This window comes from Halosaccharopolyspora lacisalsi, from assembly GCF_014137975.1.
In the GTDB taxonomy this organism is placed as follows: Bacteria; Actinomycetota; Actinomycetes; order Mycobacteriales; family Pseudonocardiaceae; genus Halosaccharopolyspora; species Halosaccharopolyspora lacisalsi.
Genome location: NZ_JACGWZ010000002.1, coordinates 135,369 through 151,506, shown reverse-complemented (window position 1 = coordinate 151,506; position 16,138 = coordinate 135,369). Strand labels below are relative to the sequence as shown.

Here is a 16,138-nt window from a genome sequence, read left to right as displayed (position 1 = left end):
ACCACCTCCTGAACCCGTCCGCGAGAACCGGGTCATCGCAGCGCCGCGTGGACGCGGGCGCCGAGGTCGGCGATGAGATCACAGGCGGGTCCTCCCCGGTAGTCGGTGCGGGAGCGTTCGTCGGTGAGTTCGTCGACCAGCACGGCGACCACGGCCCGCGGACGCTCGCCGGTGCCGATCAGTCCCACGTCGTGGCGGAGGGCGGGCTGCTCGCCCGTCTTGTTCCAGCACCGTGCGCTCACCGGCAACAGCGCGGGAAGCCGGTCGCGGACCTGCTGGCGGGACAGCACGTCCAATGCGTAGCGGGTCAGGTCTTCGGGCAGGGCCGTTCCCCGAGCCAGTGCGTCCAGCACACGCGCCTGGTCCATGGCGGTGGTGGTGTTGTCCAGCCCGTCGAGCATCGCGTCGACGTCCATCAGGTGGCGCTGCACCCGGGTGTCCGTACAACCGAGGTCGCGAGCGCAGGCATCGATCGCCTCGACGCCGAGGAGATCGATCACGATGTTCGTCGCCGTGTTGTCGCTGACCACGATCATCAGGGTCAGCAGATCGGCCAGACTGAGCCGGTCGACGCTCGTCAGCTCCCCCAGAACGCCGGTACCACCGACGCGCCGTTCCGGTTCGGGCAGCCGCAGTTCGACGTCCAGGCTCTGCCCCCCGTCCCGAACCCGGCGCAACATCGCGATCAGGATCAGCACCTTGATCGTGCTGGCCGCCTGCACCGGACGTCGCGAGTCCCACGTCACCGCGTCGGACTCGTCGAGAACCCAGGCGGCGATGCTCGTCCGGCCGGGGAACTCCGCGGGATCGGGAAGCAGCTCCCGCAGTCGTTCGGCGAAGGTCATCCCGCCCGTTCTACCGCATCATGTGCCCGGGACGGGCACGGCGGGCAACAGCATCGCTGATGCTCAGCGGCAACAGGAATCGCCGTACTGATTCTGGCGCACATCGCCCCGTGGACGTTTACGGTGGCCGTAGGTCAACGCCGGTGTCGTGAGACACAGTGACGGGCGGCCGCAGGACGACCAGCGAGTGGGAAGAGGTGCGTGTCGGTGGAGTCGACGACGTGGAGCTGCGTGATCGGCCCGGAGGGAAGGGGGGCGACGGAGGAAACGGGCGAGTACCTGTCGCGGAACCCGGCACGGCTCGATGACGTGGTCGCGCGGGTCCGGCTGGCGGGACCGGGGACCCTCCTGGACGCCGCCGAACACGCTCGAACGGCCCAGCGCGAGTGGGCGCGGGTCCCGGCTCCCCTGCGCGGGCGGGTGATCGCCGGCTTCGGTCGCCTGGTGGAGGCGAACAAGGAGTCGCTGGCCGGGCTGGTCACCCGCGAGATCGGAAAGCCCTACGTCGAGGCCCTCGGCGAGGTCCAGGAGATCATCGACACCTGCGACTTCTTCGTGGGCGAGGGCCGCAGGCTCTACGGGCAGACCGTGCCCTCGGAGATGCCGAACAAGCAACTGTTCACCTTCCGCGAGCCGGTCGGAGTGGCCACCGTGATCACGGCGGGCAACTTCCCCGTCGCCGTCCCGTCCTGGTATCTGGTCCCCGCTCTGCTGTGCGGCAACGCGGTGGTCTGGAAGCCCGCCGAGTACGCGGCGGCGACCGCGCGGGCGCTGGCCGAACTGGCCTGGCGCGCCGGAGTCCCCGGGGGCGTGCTCAATCTCGTCTACGCCGACGGCACGGCCACTTTCGAGGGTCTGGAAAGGGCGCTGCAGGCCGGTGTCGTCGACAAGGTCGGATTCACCGGGTCCAGCGCGGTCGGTTCGCGGATCGGTGAGCTGTGCGGGCGCTACCTGCAGAGCCCCTGCCTGGAGCTGGGCGGCAAGAACCCCATGGTGGTGACGCCGGACGCCGACCTCGACCTGGCGGTGCAGGGTGCTCTATTCTCGGGATGGGGTACGGCCGGTCAGCGCTGTACCTCGCTCGGAAATCTCATCGTGCACAACGACGTGCACGATGAGTTCACCGCACGGCTGGACGAGGCACTGCGCGCCGCCGTCATCGGCGAACCGACCGGGGACGTCCTCTACGGACCGATGCTGGACCAGAAGTTCGCCGACAACTTCGAACGAATCCTCGACGAGATCGGTGGGCATCACAAGGTGCTCGGTTCCGAGTCCGTCGGCCGGATCGGCGACTCGGCCCCGCGCGCTACCTTCCGCGGTGATCCCTCGACGGGCCTGTACTACCACCCCGTGCTGCTGGACGGGATGCGCAGCGACGACACGGTGTTCCTGCAGGAGACCTTCGGGCCGATCGTGGGGATCACCACCTACGACACGCTCGAAGAGGCCATCGAACTCGGCAACGCTCCCGGATACGGCCTGTCGGCGGCGGTCTACACCACCGATCCGGCCACCGCGTTCCGCTTCCGCGAGGGCATCGGCGCGGGCATGGTCAGCGCCAACAACTCCACCTCCGGCGCCGAGGCGCACCTGCCGTTCGGCGGCAACGGCCGTTCCGGTAACGGCGGGCGACTGTCCGGCATGTGGGTGATCGACCAGTTCACCCGGTGGCAGTCGCTGAACTGGGACTTCTCCGGCACGTTGCAGAAGGCCCAGATGGACGTCGACACCGTCGAGCCCGAGCTGGACTACCGGTTGCCCGCACAACTGCGCGGCCACGCATAAGCCGTTTCCCGCTGTGCCGCGACGTGTGATTGCCGAGGCACCTTCGTGCTCAACCCGATTCACCTGCGCACCCTGCAGGAGTGCGTCCGCACCGGTTCCTTCGCCGAGGCCGGCCGCGCCCTGGGGTACACGGCTTCGGCGGTGTCCCAGCAGATGGTGCTGCTGGAACGCTCGGTGGGAGGCGCGCTGTTCGAGCGTTCCGCGCGCAGTGCTCGCAGCACCGCGCTCGCGCGGCGGTTGGCCGAACGGAGCCGGGACGTGCTGGGGGCGCTCGACTCGCTGGAACGCGAGGTGCGGGCGATGGTCGTCGGGGACGAGGGCAGCCTGCGGCTGGCCAGCTTCGCCACGGCCAACGCCCGCGTCCTGCCGGACGTGCTGGGCGCCGTAGTGGACCGGTGCCCGCACGCCGAGGTCCAGCTCGACGAGGGCGACCCGGACGAGGTGATCGGTGGCGTGCTGGACGGCCGGGTGGATGCCGCCGTGGTCTTCGAGTACGACCTCGACCCCCGGCAGTGGCCGTTGGAGCTGTGCGCGGAGGAGCTGCTGGCGGAGCCGCTGCTGCTGGCCCTGCCGGAAACGCATCGACTGGCCTCGGCCGAGCAGGTACGACTGGGCGACCTCGCCGCCGACAGGTGGATCTGCACCCGCCACGACACGTCCGGGGCCCGCTCGCTGGTGCGGCTGGCCGCTGCCAGCGACTTCATCCCGGAGATCGTCTTCCGCAGCAACGACTACGCGGTGATCCGGGACCTGGTGGCCCGCGGCCTGGGTACGGCGGTCCTGCCGGGACTGGCGGTGTCCGAAGAGCACGTGCGGGTCACGCGCCTCGCCGGGCGGCAACCGTACCGCCGGGTCAAGGCCCTCTACCGCAAGCAGAACACCAACCCGCTGCTGCCGATCGCGCTGGACCAGCTGGCCAAGTCCTGCGCTGCCGTGGCCGAGGGCTGGCGCGGCGACAGCGCCCACTACGAGCCGGAGGCGCCGTGACCACCACACCCGCCAAGCGCGAGGCGATCGACGAGCACTTCCTGACGGTGGTCACCGGCCTCGCCGAGCAGTCCCGTGCGAGCCCGCGACAACCGCTGCCCGGGGACACCGGGTCCCGCCTCCTGGAGTTGTTCGACTCCCAGCTGGGCAGCAGGCACCTGGACTTCGCCGCGCGGCAGCTCGGAGCGCGCGGTCTCGGCTTCTACAGCATCGGGTCCTCCGGCCACGAATCGAACGCCGCCGTCGCCGCGGCGCTGAGCCCCTCGGACCCGGCCCTGCTGCACTACCGCTCCGGCGGATTCTACCTGGAGCGCGCACGACAGCTCCCCGGCAGCGACCCGTTGCGGGACGTGTTGCTGGGAGTGGTGGCCTCCGCCGACGAACCGATCTCGGCGGGGCGCCACAAGGTCTTCGGCAACGCCGAACTCGGCGTCATTCCCCAGACCTCGACCATCGCCTCCCACCTCCCGCGCGCGGTCGGGCTGGCCTTCTGCCTCGACCGTGCGAACAGGTTGGGGGCGGACCACGAGTGGTCGCCGAACTCCGTGGTGGTGACCAGCTTCGGTGACGCGTCGGCGAACCACTCCACGGCCACCGGCGCGATCAACACGGCCCTGCACTGCGCGTATCAGGGCCTGCCCATGCCACTGCTGATGGTGTGCGAGGACAACGGGATCGGGATCAGCGTGCGCACGCCCCCGGGATGGATCGAGTCGGCTTACGCGCACCGACCGGGACTGCGTTTTTTCACCGCCGACGGTGACGATCCGCTCCGGTGCCTCGACGTCGCCCGCCGGGCGACCGAGTGGGTACGCCGGAATCGCGCCCCGGCTTTGCTGCACCTGCGTACCGTGCGTCTGATGGGGCACGCGGGCTCGGACGTGGAGTCCGGCTACCGCGGACGGACCGAGATCGCCACGGACTACGACCACGATCCGGTGTTGGCGACCGCGCGGGCTCTCGTCCGGCACGGGATCCTGTCCCCCGACGAAGTCGTCGAGCACTACGAGGCGAAACGGCGCGAGGTGGCCCGCATCGCCGAGGAGGTGCTCGAACGCCCCAAACTGGCCGATTCGCGCGAGGTCATGGCCGCGATCTCCCGCACCCGGCCTGAGGCGGTGGCTCGCAGGGCCACCCGGCTCGCGGACAACGGTGGTGCTTCCGAAGCACTCACCCTGGCCCAGAGCATCAACCGCGCGCTCGCCGACGAACTGGCCCGGGACGACCGCGTGCTGGTCTTCGGCCAGGACGTCGCCCGCAAGGGCGGCGTGTACGGGGTGACGCGAGGTCTGCGCAAGCGGTTCGGAGGGATACGGGTCTTCGACGCCCTCCTGGACGAGCAGAGCATTCTCGGTACCGCGCTCGGCGCGGGCCCGGCCGGTCTGCTGCCCGTCGCGGAGATCCAGTATCTCGCTTACCTGCACAATGCCGCCGACCAGTTGCGCGGCGAGGCCGGCACGCTGAGCTTCTTCTCCGACGGGCGCTACCGCAACCCGATGGTCGTACGCGTGGCCGGTTACGCGTACCAGAAGGGCTTCGGCGGGCACTTCCACAACGACAACAGCGTGGCGGCGTTGCGGGACATGCCCGGCGTCGTCGTGGCCTCCCCGGCACGTCCCGACGACGCGGCGGCGATGCTGCGAACCTGCGTGGCCGCGGCGCACGAGGAGGGCAGGGTGTGCGTGTTCCTCGAACCGATCGCCCTCTACCACACGCGTGACCTGCACGAGACCGGCGACGAGGGCTGGCTCGCCCCCGCTCCCGATGCCCACGTTCCCGTCGGCCGGGCGCGTACGCACGGTCACGGCACGGACCTCACCCTGGTCACCTACGGCAACGGACTGGCGATGAGCCTGCGTGTGGCACGGCGGCTGCACCACCGGCACGGCATCGGCGTCCGGGTCCTGGACCTGCGCTGGTTGGCGCCACTGCCGGTGGACGACCTCCTGGAGGCGGCCCGCGCCACCGGCCGGGTACTCGTCGCCGACGAGACCCGCCGCGGCGGCGGGGTCTCCGAGCCGGTGGTCACCGCACTGGTCGACGGCGGTTTCGCGGGGACCATCAGGCGTGTCACCAGCGAGGACAGCTTCATCCCGCTCGGCCCGGCCGCGCACCACGTCCTTCTCGACGAGAGCACCATCGAACAGGCGGCCCTGAACATGGTGTGAGGCCGTCGCCGAGGACCGTCAGTCGTGGGGCGCGCCGAAGACCTTGCCGGGATTGAAGATCCCGGCGGGATCGAGGGCGTTCTTGACGGCTTCGTGCATCCCGACGACGGTAGGGCTGAGCTCGGCGTGCAGTCCCTTGCGCTTGAGCAGTCCCACGCCGTGCTCCCCGGTCACGGTACCGCCGAGGGCGATCGCGTCGTCGACGATGTCGTGGAAGGCGCGCTGGGCACGTTGCCTGGCCGCGTCGTCCCCGGCGGGAGTGATGATCAACGGGTGCAGGTTGCCGTCGCCGGCATGGGCGATGTTGCCGATCCGGGTGTCGTGTCGCCGAGCCGCCCGCTCGATGCGGGAGAGCATCTCCGGCACCGCTGCCCGGGGGACGCAGACGTCCTCGGTCAGCAGCGGACCGAGCCGCTCCAGCGCCGGATACGCCAGCCTGCGCGCGGCGAACAGGGCGTCGGCCTCGTGCTGGTCGGTGGAATGCGTGCTCCAGCGCGCTCCGCCCTTGTCGAAGCAACTCAGCAGGGTCTCGACCTCCTGCTCCCCCGCGGCACCGGGAGCGTCCGAACGCCCCAGCAGCAGGACTTCGGCCTCCGAGCTCAGGCCCATGTTCTTCCACTCGTCCACGGCCCGCAGGGTCTGGCCGTCGAGCAGTTCCAGTGCCGACGGCACCACGCCGGAAGCCGTGACCTCGGACACCGCCGCACCGGCGTCCACCAGCGAGTCGAAGGCGCCGACGACGGTGCGTTCCGGGGCGCGCGTCCCCGGCCGCAGCTTGACCGTGATCTCGGTGATGACGCCGAGCGTGCCCTCCGAGCCCACGAACAGCCCGCACAGGTCGTACCCGGTGACTCCCTTGGCGGTACGCCGCCCCAGTCGGACGACCTCGCCGCTGCCGAGCACGGCTTCCATCCCCAGCACGTAGTCCCGGGTCACGCCGTACTTGACGCAGCACACACCGCCCGCGTTGGTGGCGACGTTGCCGCCGAGGGTCGACCACGGCGAGCTGGCCGGGTCGGGCGGGTACCACGCGCCGTGCTCCAGGCAGGCGGAACGGAACTCGTCGTTGATCACGCCCGGTTGGACGACCGCGAGCTGCTCGGCGGTGTTGACCTCCAGGATCGAGTTCATCGACTCGAACGAGATCATCACGCACCCGTCCAGGGCGTTGGCCCCACCCGACAGGCCGCTTCCCGCTCCACGCGGCACCACGGCGACACCGGCCTCGGCAGCGGCCCGCACCACCGTGACGACCTCGTCGGTACTGCTCACGCGCACCACGGCCGCCGGTTGTCCGTACGGAGCCCACTCGGCCTCGTCGTGGGCGTAACGGGCGACGGAGTCCGGGGCGGTGATCAACCGCTGTTCCGGCAGGCTCGCCCGCAGGGCGGCGACCACGCCGTCCGACCGCTCCGTCACCATCGACCTCACCTCTTCAACGACCGGCCCGGGCTCACCCCGGATCCCGTGGTTCACCCGAAAGAGTGGATAACCTCACCCGATCCTGGCACAGCCGAGCTCACCGCCCCGGAACGAGGTGACTCGACGCCCCATTGCCGCACCGCCGCGCTGCTACGCGCGCTCGACGCGAAACAAAGCCGTGCCCCGGTTCTTCGAACCGGGGCACGGTGACTACCGATGATCAGCGGACGTGTGAGGTCACGAGCCGGCCGGACGCGGGGCCCAGTAGTCGAGCATCTCCGCGAAGGTTTCGAAGGCCGGCTTCACGTTGCCGTAGGGCGCCTCCAGGTGGACGCTCAGCGGGAATCCGAGCCCTCCCACACCGTCGATGACTCGTTTGTAAAGGTCGACGAGCGCCTGTTTGCGTTCCGCGAAGGAGCGTTCCGCGAGTTCGGCCACGAACTTCTGCTCCCGCTCCACGGCCGGGTTTCCCGGATCCTGAATAAGCCAGTCGATGAGTTTCGCATTGCTTTCTGCTCCGGGAACGAATCCGAAGGAAAGCAGAATCTCGGGGCGGTGCGAGGTCTGCTTGGCGAACTCGCCGAGGAAGTCGACGATGGCATCGGAGTACAGCAGCTGCGTCATCCCGTAGGTGGCGCCGCGTTCGCACTTGAAGTTGAACCGGCCCTGCTCGCCCTCCCTGGTCGGGATCAGGATGGAGCCGCGGTTTCCGATGACGTCCTGGAACTGCGTCAGCGCGTCGGTGGGAGCCAGCCCGGGGCCCTCACCGTCGGCCATGGTGCGGGGCACGCCGACGAAGGCGACGCCGTCCATGCCCGCGTCACGCAGGCTGTGCAGCCGCTCGGTGAGCTGTTGCTTGTCGTGGAAGGCGGTCACCTGGGTGCACAGCCCGTTGACGTCGCCGACCTCGGGCTGGACCGTCTTCCAGAAGTCGAGCACGTCCATCTTGGGTTTGATCTCGACCGGGCGGTCGTCGTCCTCGGCGATGATTCCCGGCATCATGAGATGCCGAATGCGGCCGTCGAGACCGGTGGCCCGAGCGTTCTCGGCCACCTTGCGACCTTCCTCCACGGCTTTTTCCACGCCGCCGTCGAGGTCGGGCGGTACCAGTTCGAGTGCGATGGTGTTCATGGTGTTCATGTCGGCCTCGGGTTTTCCTTTTGTCGACGTCGGTCACCGCAGAGCTCACCAACAGCTCCTGCGAACCTACCTCGCCGCGAGGAGGGACCAATACTACTATCGAATGAAACGGTGACTTCACCCGGAAACGAAAAATCGATGAGAACTGCCGTTTTCGGAGCCTGTCCGCGCCCGGCGTGATTCGCACACGCCGCGGTGAGCGGGGCGGAGGGGCCGCCGCCCGGGCCCGTGCCCGGGCGGCGGCTGCAGTCACCGGTCGGCACTCGTGGTGCGCGTGGATCAGTACCGGTAGTGCTCGGGCTTGTACGGGCCCTCGACGTCGACGCCGATGTACTCGGCCTGCGCCTTGGTCATCTTGGTGAGCTTGACGCCCAGCGCGTCCAGGTGCAGCTGCGCCACCTTCTCGTCGAGGTGCTTGGGCAGCATGTAGACGTCCTTGCCGTACTCGCCCGGCTTGGTCCACAGCTCGATCTGCGCCAACGTCTGGTTGGTGAACGAGTTGGACATCACGAAGCTCGGGTGGCCGGTGGCGTTGCCCAGGTTGAGCAGGCGGCCCTCGGACAGCACGATGACCGCGTGCCCGTCGGTGAAGGTGTACTCGTGGACCTGCGGCTTGATCTCGACCTTCTTGATGCCGGGGACCTTCTCCAGGCCGGCCATGTCGATCTCGTTGTCGAAGTGCCCGACGTTGCCGACGATCGCGTTGTGCTTCATCCGGCTCATGTGGTCGGCCGTGATGATGTCGAAGTTGCCGGTCGTGGTGATGAAGATGTCGGCTTCCTCGACGACGTCCTCCATCGTCTTGACCTCGTAGCCCTCCATCGCTGCCTGCAGCGCGCAGATCGGGTCGATCTCGGTGATGATGACCCGGGCGCCCTGGCCGCGCAGCGACTCGGCGGAACCCTTGCCGACGTCACCGAAGCCGCAGATCACCGCGGTCTTGCCACCGATGAGCACGTCGGTGCCACGGTTGATGCCGTCCACCAGCGAGTGGCGGCAGCCGTACTTGTTGTCGAACTTCGACTTGGTCACCGAGTCGTTGACGTTGATCGCCGGGAACAGCAGGTCACCGGACTTGACCAGCTCGTAGAGCTTGTGCACACCGGTGGTGGTCTCCTCGGTGACGCCCTTGATCTCCTTGGCGGCCTTGGTGAACCGCTGCTTGTCCTGGGCGAGGCTCTCGCGCAGGACCGAGAGCACGACCTTGAACTCGTCCGGGTCGTCCTCGGTGGGCTGCGGCACGGCACCGGCCCGCTCGAACTCGACGCCCTTCTGGACCAGCATGGTGGCGTCGCCACCGTCGTCCAGGATCATGTTCGCGCCCTTGCCACCGGCAAAGTTGTGGAACAGCTGGTTGGTGCACCACCAGTACTCCTCCAGCGTCTCGCCCTTCCAGGCGAACACCGGCGTGCCCTCCGGCTTGTCCGGAGTGCCCTGGCCCACGACGACGGCCGCGGCGGCCTCGTCCTGGGTGGAGAAGATGTTGCAGGAGACCCAGCGCACCTCGGCGCCGAGCTCCACCAGCGTCTCGATGAGCACCGCGGTCTGCACCGTCATGTGCAGCGAACCCGCGATCCGAGCACCCTTGAGCGGCTTGCTCTCCGAGTACTCACGGCGAGTAGCCATCAGACCCGGCATCTCGTGCTCCGCCAGGCGGATCTGGTGACGGCCGGTCTCGGCCAGCTTCGGGTCCGCGATCGCGAACTCGATGCCGTTGACCTTCTCAAGTTTCGGGCTCATGATTTCCTTTCCTCGTTTTCCCTGTTCAGTGCGATGTCAGCCACTTTCCGCAGACACCAGGTCACACGTTGAAGTACTTGGCTTCCGGGTGGTGGCTGACGATCGCGTCGGTGGACTGTTCCGGATGCAGCTGGTAACCCTCCGAGAGCACCACGCCGATGCGCTCGCTGTCGAGCAACTCGACGAGCTTCGCCCGGTCCTCGATCTCCGGGCACGCGCCGTACCCGAAGGAGTACCGGGCGCCCCGGTAACCGAGCTTGAAGAACTGCTCCACGTCCTCGGGATCCTCCTGCGCGACCGCCCCACCGGCCGGCCACAGCAGCTCCTGGCGAACGCGACGGTGCCAGTACTCCGCCAACGCCTCGGTCAACTGCACGCCCATGCCGTGGATCTCCAGGTAGTCCCGGTAGGCGTTCTTCTCGAACAGCTCGTTGGCGTAGTCGGCGATGGGAGTACCCATCGTCACCAGCTGGATCGGCAGCACGTCGACCTGGCCGAGTTGCTCGGCCTTCTCCCGCGAACGGTAGAAGTCGGCCAGGCACAGGCGGCGTTCCTTCGGCTGACGCGGGAAGTGGAACCGGTGCCGCTCCTCGGCGTCCGGCACCTCCTTGTCCAGCACGATCAGATCATTGCCCTCGGACACGCACGGGAAGTAACCGTAGACCACCGCCGCGTGCTGCAGGATTCCCTTGGTCGCCAGTTCGTCCATCCAGGCCCGCAGGCGGGGACGCCCCTCGGACTCCACCAACTCCTCGTACGAAGGACCATCGCCCTTCTTCGCGCCACGCAGACCCCACTGGCCGAAGAACGTCGCACGCTCGTCGAGCAGCGACAGGTAGTCGGCCACCGGAACGCCCTTGACGACCTTCGAACCCCAGAACGGCGGTGTCGGCACACCGGCCTCGGTGTCGACGTTCGACTTGGTGGTGTCGTCCAGGCTGGGAAGCTCGCCCTCCTCGGCCTTGCGCTTCTCCGCGATGCGCTGGGACCGCTCGTGGCGGGCCTTGCGCTCGGCCTTCTTGGCCTTCTCCGCCTCGTCGGCCTCCGGGTTCTCACCGTTCTTGGACTGCATGATGCGGTCCATCAGGGTGAGCCCCTCGAAGGCGTCCTTGGCGTAGCGGACGTCGCCCTCGTAGGTCTCGTCGAGCTGGTTCTCCACGAAGGTACGGGTCAGCGCGGCACCGCCGAGCATCACCGGGTACTTCTCCGCGATCCCCCTGGAGTTCATCTCCTCCAGGTTGTCCTTCATGATCACAGTGGACTTGACCAGCAGACCGGACATCCCGATCGCGTCGACCTTGTTCTTCTCGGCCTCCTCCAAGATGGTGTTGATCGGCTGCTTCGTGCCGATGTTGACCACCTCGTAGCCGTTGTTCGACACGATGATGTCGACCAGGTTCTTGCCGATGTCGTGCACGTCGCCCTTGACGGTGGCCAGCAGCAACCTGCCCTTGCCGCCGGAGTCGTCCTTGTCCATGTGCGGCTCGAGGTGGGCCACGGCGGTCTTCATGGCCTCCGCGGACTGCAGCACGAACGGCAACTGCATCTGCCCGGAACCGAACAGGTCACCGACGACCTTCATCCCGGCGAGCAGGGTCTCGTTGACGATCTCGAGAGGCTTCTTCTCCTTCATGGCCTCGTCGAGATCGGCGTTGAGACCGTTCAGCTCACCGTCGACGATGCGCTGCTCCAGCCGCTCGAACAGCGGCAGGGCCGCGAGCTCCTCGGCCTTGGAGGCACCGCTGGACGAGGCGGACTTGCCCTCGAACAGAGCCATCAGCTTCTGCAGCGGGTCGTAGGCCTCTTCGCCCTCGGCGGCCTCCCGGCGCCGATCGTAGACGAGGTCCAGGGCGACCTGCTTGGCCTCGTCGTCGATCTTGTTCATCGGCAGGATCTTGGAGGCGTGCACGATCGCGCTGTCCAGCCCCACCTCGCGGCACTCGTTGAGGAACACCGAGTTGAGCACCTGGCGCGCCGCCGGGTTCAGGCCGAACGACACGTTCGACAACCCCAGCGTGGTCTGCACCCTGGGGTGCCGCGCCTTCAGCTGGCGGATCGCCTCGATCGTCTCGATGCCGTCCTTGCGGACCTCCTCCTGCCCGGTGGTGATCGGGAACACCAGGCAGTCGATGATAATCGCCGACTCGTCCAGCCCCCAGTTCGTGGTGAGGTCGGCGATGAGGCGCTCGGCGACCCGGAGCTTCCACTCCGCGTTACGCGCCTGCCCCTCCTCGTCGATGCAGGTGCAGACCACGGTGGCACCGTGCTCGCGCACCATCTGCATCACGCGGTCGAACCGCCCGCCCGGTTCGGTGCCGTCCTCGTAGTTGATCGAGTTGACCGCGCACCGGCCACCGAGGTGCTCCAGACCGGCCTCGATCACGGCCGGCTCGGTGGAGTCCACCATGACCGGCAACGTCGAGGCGGTGGCCAGCCGGGAGGCCAGCTCCTTCATGTCGTAGGTGCCGTCGCGGCCGACGTAGTCCACGCACAGGTCGAGCATGTGCGCGCCCTCTCGGGTCTGCGCCTTGGCGATCTCGACGCAGTCCTCGTAGCGCTCCTCGAGCATCGCCTCGCGGAACGCCTTGGAACCGTTGGCGTTGGTGCGCTCACCGACGTTGAGGATCGATGCGTCCTGCTCGAACGGCACCGCCTGGTACATCGAGGAGACGGACGGCACGATCTCGGGTACGCGCGGGGCCGGGTTCATCCCGTTGACCGCCTCGGCGACCTGGCGCACGTGTTCGCCGGTCACACCACAGCAGCCGCCGACCAGGCGGGCACCGAACTTGTTGGCGAAGCCGACCAGCGCGTCGGCCAGCTCGTCGGGCTGCAGCGGGTACACCGCGCCGTTGTCGCCGAGCTCGGGCAGGCCGGCGTTCGGCATCACCGAGATCGGCACGGTGGAGTGCTCGGCCAGCACTCGCATGTGCTCGCTCATCTCGGCCGGGCCGGTGGCGCAGTTCATGCCGATCATGTCGATGCCCAGCGGCTCCAGGGCCGTCAGCGCGGCACCGATCTCCGAGCCGACCAGCATGGTGCCCATCTGCTCGACGGTGACGTGGGCGATGATCGGCACCCACTTCTGCTGGTCGGCCATGGCACGCTTGGCCGCGACGACCGCCGCCTTGGTCTGCAGCAGGTCCTGGGACGTCTCGACCAGCACCACGTCGACGCCGCCGTCGAGCATGCCCAGCACCTGCTGGTGGTAAGCGTCACGCAGATCCGCGTAGGGCGCGTGCCCGAGGGTGGGAAGCTTGGTACCCGGCCCCATGGATCCCAGGACGAAGCGCGGCTTCTCCGGGGTGGAGTACTCGTCACAGCACTCCCTGGCCAGTGCCACGCCCTTCTCGGCGAGGTCGCGGATGCGCTCCACGATGTCGTACTCGTCGAAGTTCGGGAGGTTGCAACCGAATGTGTTCGACTCGATGGCATCGGAGCCGTTTTTCAGGAAGCCCGTGTAGATCGAGCGGACCACGTCGGGACGAGTCTCGTTGAGGATCTCGTTGCAACCCTCGAGGTTGCTGAAGTCCTCCAGCGAGAGGTCGTACTCCTGCAACGCCGTGCCCATGCCGCCGTCCCCGACGAGCACGCGATCGGCGATGGCCGTCAGGAACCCGCTCGGGTCGTTGTCCTGCGGTCCCGATTCTTTCTGTGTCGTCATCACGCTGCCTTCCCGGATGCTTCAGCGAAGGGTCGACTCGACCTCGGCCGCCGCAGCGTCACCGTAGGTCTCGGCGATCCTGGCCACGAACGAGCCGTGCTCGACGTCATATTCCTGCGGGCCGTCTGTCTCCAGCGACACTGTCGCCAGTGTGCAACCGAGCTGGAACGAACGCTCCAGGCTCAGTCCCTTGGCCTGACCGGCCAGGAAACCGGCGCGCAGTGCGTCGCCCGCCCCCGTCGGGTCGGCGACCTGCTTGGGCTGCACCGGGGAGATCTCGATCGTCGGCTCAGACCGGGACTCCACGCGCACGCCCTGGTCACCCAGAGTGGTCACCCACTTGTCGACCTTCTGCAGGACCTCGTCGTGCGACCAGCCCGAGGACTGCAGCAGCAGGCTGTGCTCGTACTCGTTGGTGAACAGGTACTTGGCCCCGTCCACCAGCTTACGGACGTCGGGGCCGCTCATCGTCGCCAACTGCTGGCCCGGGTCGGCCAGGAAGGAGTAACCGCGGTCACGGCACTCCTGGGTGTGGCGCAGCATCGCCTCGGGGTCGCCCGCCGAGATCACCACGAGGTCCAGACCGCCGACGCGGTCGGCGACCGGCCTGAGCTCGATCTCGCGGGCCTCCGACATCGCGCCGGGGTAGAACGAGGCGATCTGGTTCTGCTCCTGGTCCGTCGTGCACGTGAACCGGGCGGTGTGCGCGGTCTCGGAAACGTGCACGGAGACAGTGTCCACGCCGTGGCGGTCCAGCCAGGCGCGGTAGTCCTCGAAGTCCTGCCCGACGGCGTTGACCAGCAACGAGGTAACGCCGAGCTGGCCGAGTCCGAAGGTGATGTTGGCGGCGATACCGCCCCTGCGAACCACGAGCTCCTCGACGAGGAACGACAGCGAAACCTGCTGTAGTTGGTCTGCGATCAGCTGGTCGGCGATCTTGCCGGAATAGGCCATGAGATGGTCGGTGGCAATTGAACCGGTCACCGCGATCTGCACTGAGAAACTCCTTCACCAGGGCCGATGGCTGTGATCAGCCATCGGCCTACGGTCAGCTGGATGGTTGGTGCGGGTGTGCCCGCCAGGCTGCGGGACGCGGCCGTCCGCGTCCCGCAGCCTGCGCGAGAACCCACGTCAGCTGATTACCTACACACCGGCCGCGTTCTTGAGCTCCTGGACGCGGTTGGTGCGCTCCCAGGGCAGGTCCACGTCGGTCCGGCCGAAGTGACCGTACGCCGCCGTCGGAGCATAGATCGGGTGCAGCAGGTCCAGGTCCCGGATGATGGCCGCCGGACGCAGGTCGAAGACCTGGTTGATCGCCGCCTGGATCTTGTCCGGATCCACGTTCTCGGTCCCGAAGGTCTCCACGAACAGGCCCACCGGCGCCGCCTTGCCGATCGCGAAGGCCGTCTGCACCTCGACCCGCTCGGCCAACCCGGCCGCCACGATGTTCTTGGCCACCCACCGCGTGGCGTACGCCGCCGAACGGTCCACCTTCGACGGGTCCTTACCGGAGAAGGCACCACCACCGTGACGCGCCATGCCCCCGTAGGTGTCCACGATGATCTTACGGCCGGTCAGACCGCAGTCACCCATCGGACCACCCGTGACGAACCGGCCCGTCGGATTCACCAGCAGGCGCATGTCCGCGGTGTCCAGGCCGACCTTCTCGATCTCCGGGTTGATGACCTTCTCGCGGATGTCGCCGGCCAGCGTCTTGTCGAGGTCGACGTCCTCGGCGTGCTGGGTGGACAGCACCGCGGTGTCCAGGCGCACCGGCTGGTCGCCGGCGTACTCGACGGTGACCTGGGTCTTGCCGTCGGCGCGCAGGTACGGCAGCGTGCCGTCGTTGCGGACGCGGGTCAGCCGGCGGGACAACCGGTGGGCCAGGGCGATCGGCAGCGGCATCAGCTCGTCGGTCTCGCTGGAGGCGTAACCGAACATCAGCCCCTGGTCACCGGCGCCCTGGCTGGCGATCTCGTCGATGGCGCCCTCGACCCGGGACTCGTGGGCGGTGTCCACGCCCTGCCCGATGTCCGGCGACTGCTGGTCGATGGCCACGTTGATGCCGCAGGTCGTGCCGTCGAAGCCCTTGGCCGAGTCGTCGTAACCGATCTCCAGGATCTTGTCCCGTACCAGGGTCGGGATGTCGACGTAGGCCTCGGTGGTGACCTCACCGGCCAGGTGCACCTGACCCGTGGTGATCATCGTCTCCATCGCCACGCGCGAGCGCGGGTCCTGGGCCAGCATCGCGTCCAGAATCGCATCACTGATGGAGTCGGCCATCTTGTCCGGATGACCCTCGGTCACCGACTCACTCGTGAACAACCTGCGGTTCATCTCAGTCACGGCTGATCTTCACCTTTCGACTCTCGGTACTTGTGTCT

10 protein-coding genes are annotated in these 16,138 nt (G+C 68.0%); 3 read left to right on the top strand and 7 right to left on the bottom strand.

The genetic code is table 11. The features are described from left to right. Positions 1 to 32: 32 nt before the first annotated feature. Positions 33 to 845: a serine hydrolase gene (locus FHX42_RS08445; RefSeq protein WP_182543696.1), complete on the bottom strand. Its 813-nt coding sequence runs from the start codon at positions 843 to 845 to the stop codon at positions 33 to 35. Positions 846 to 1,052: 207 nt separating this feature from the next. Here FHX42_RS08445 and FHX42_RS08440 point away from each other — a divergent pair, with 207 nt between their 5' ends. From FHX42_RS08440 to FHX42_RS08430, 3 genes are read left to right on the top strand one after another with little or no spacing between them, the layout of a single operon-like run. Then, complete coding sequence (locus tag FHX42_RS08440; protein ID WP_328795978.1) at positions 1,053 to 2,633, top strand: aldehyde dehydrogenase family protein; 1,581 nt, start codon at positions 1,053 to 1,055, stop codon at positions 2,631 to 2,633. 45 nt (positions 2,634 to 2,678) lie between these two features. Then, complete coding sequence (locus tag FHX42_RS08435) at positions 2,679 to 3,620, top strand: LysR substrate-binding domain-containing protein (RefSeq protein ID WP_182543694.1); 942 nt, start codon at positions 2,679 to 2,681, stop codon at positions 3,618 to 3,620. Then, the gene (locus tag FHX42_RS08430; RefSeq protein WP_182543693.1) at positions 3,617 to 5,788 is read left to right on the top strand and encodes a thiamine pyrophosphate-dependent enzyme; all 2,172 of its coding nucleotides are present in this window, start codon (positions 3,617 to 3,619) and stop codon (positions 5,786 to 5,788) included. Before FHX42_RS08435 ends, FHX42_RS08430 begins: the two co-directional genes overlap by 4 nt. 18 nt (positions 5,789 to 5,806) lie before the next feature. Here the strand turns inward: FHX42_RS08430 and FHX42_RS08425 are convergent, their stop codons facing one another. From FHX42_RS08425 to metK, 6 genes are all read right to left on the bottom strand, one after another. Beyond that, positions 5,807 to 7,210: an FAD-binding oxidoreductase gene (locus FHX42_RS08425; protein ID WP_182543692.1), complete on the bottom strand. Its 1,404-nt coding sequence runs from the start codon at positions 7,208 to 7,210 to the stop codon at positions 5,807 to 5,809. Between the two features lie 237 nt (positions 7,211 to 7,447). Continuing rightward, entirely contained in the window at positions 7,448 to 8,341 is an 894-nt protein-coding gene (locus FHX42_RS08420) for a mycobacterial-type methylenetetrahydrofolate reductase (RefSeq protein ID WP_182544203.1), read from the bottom strand. Between the two features lie 288 nt (positions 8,342 to 8,629). Further along, the gene (gene ahcY, locus FHX42_RS08415) at positions 8,630 to 10,090 is read right to left on the bottom strand and encodes an adenosylhomocysteinase (protein WP_182543691.1); all 1,461 of its coding nucleotides are present in this window, start codon (positions 10,088 to 10,090) and stop codon (positions 8,630 to 8,632) included. A 61-nt stretch (positions 10,091 to 10,151) separates the two neighbouring features. Continuing rightward, positions 10,152 to 13,754: a methionine synthase gene (gene metH, locus FHX42_RS08410; RefSeq protein WP_182543690.1), complete on the bottom strand. Its 3,603-nt coding sequence runs from the start codon at positions 13,752 to 13,754 to the stop codon at positions 10,152 to 10,154. A gap of 21 nt (positions 13,755 to 13,775) precedes the next feature. Then, positions 13,776 to 14,750 (bottom strand): carbohydrate kinase family protein, encoded by a 975-nt coding sequence (locus FHX42_RS08405; protein ID WP_182543689.1) that lies wholly within the window; start codon positions 14,748 to 14,750, stop codon positions 13,776 to 13,778. A gap of 147 nt (positions 14,751 to 14,897) precedes the next feature. Further along, positions 14,898 to 16,091, bottom strand: a complete 1,194-nt coding sequence (gene metK / locus FHX42_RS08400) for a methionine adenosyltransferase (protein ID WP_182544202.1) — start codon at positions 16,089 to 16,091, stop codon at positions 14,898 to 14,900. Positions 16,092 to 16,138: the final 47 nt, after the last annotated feature.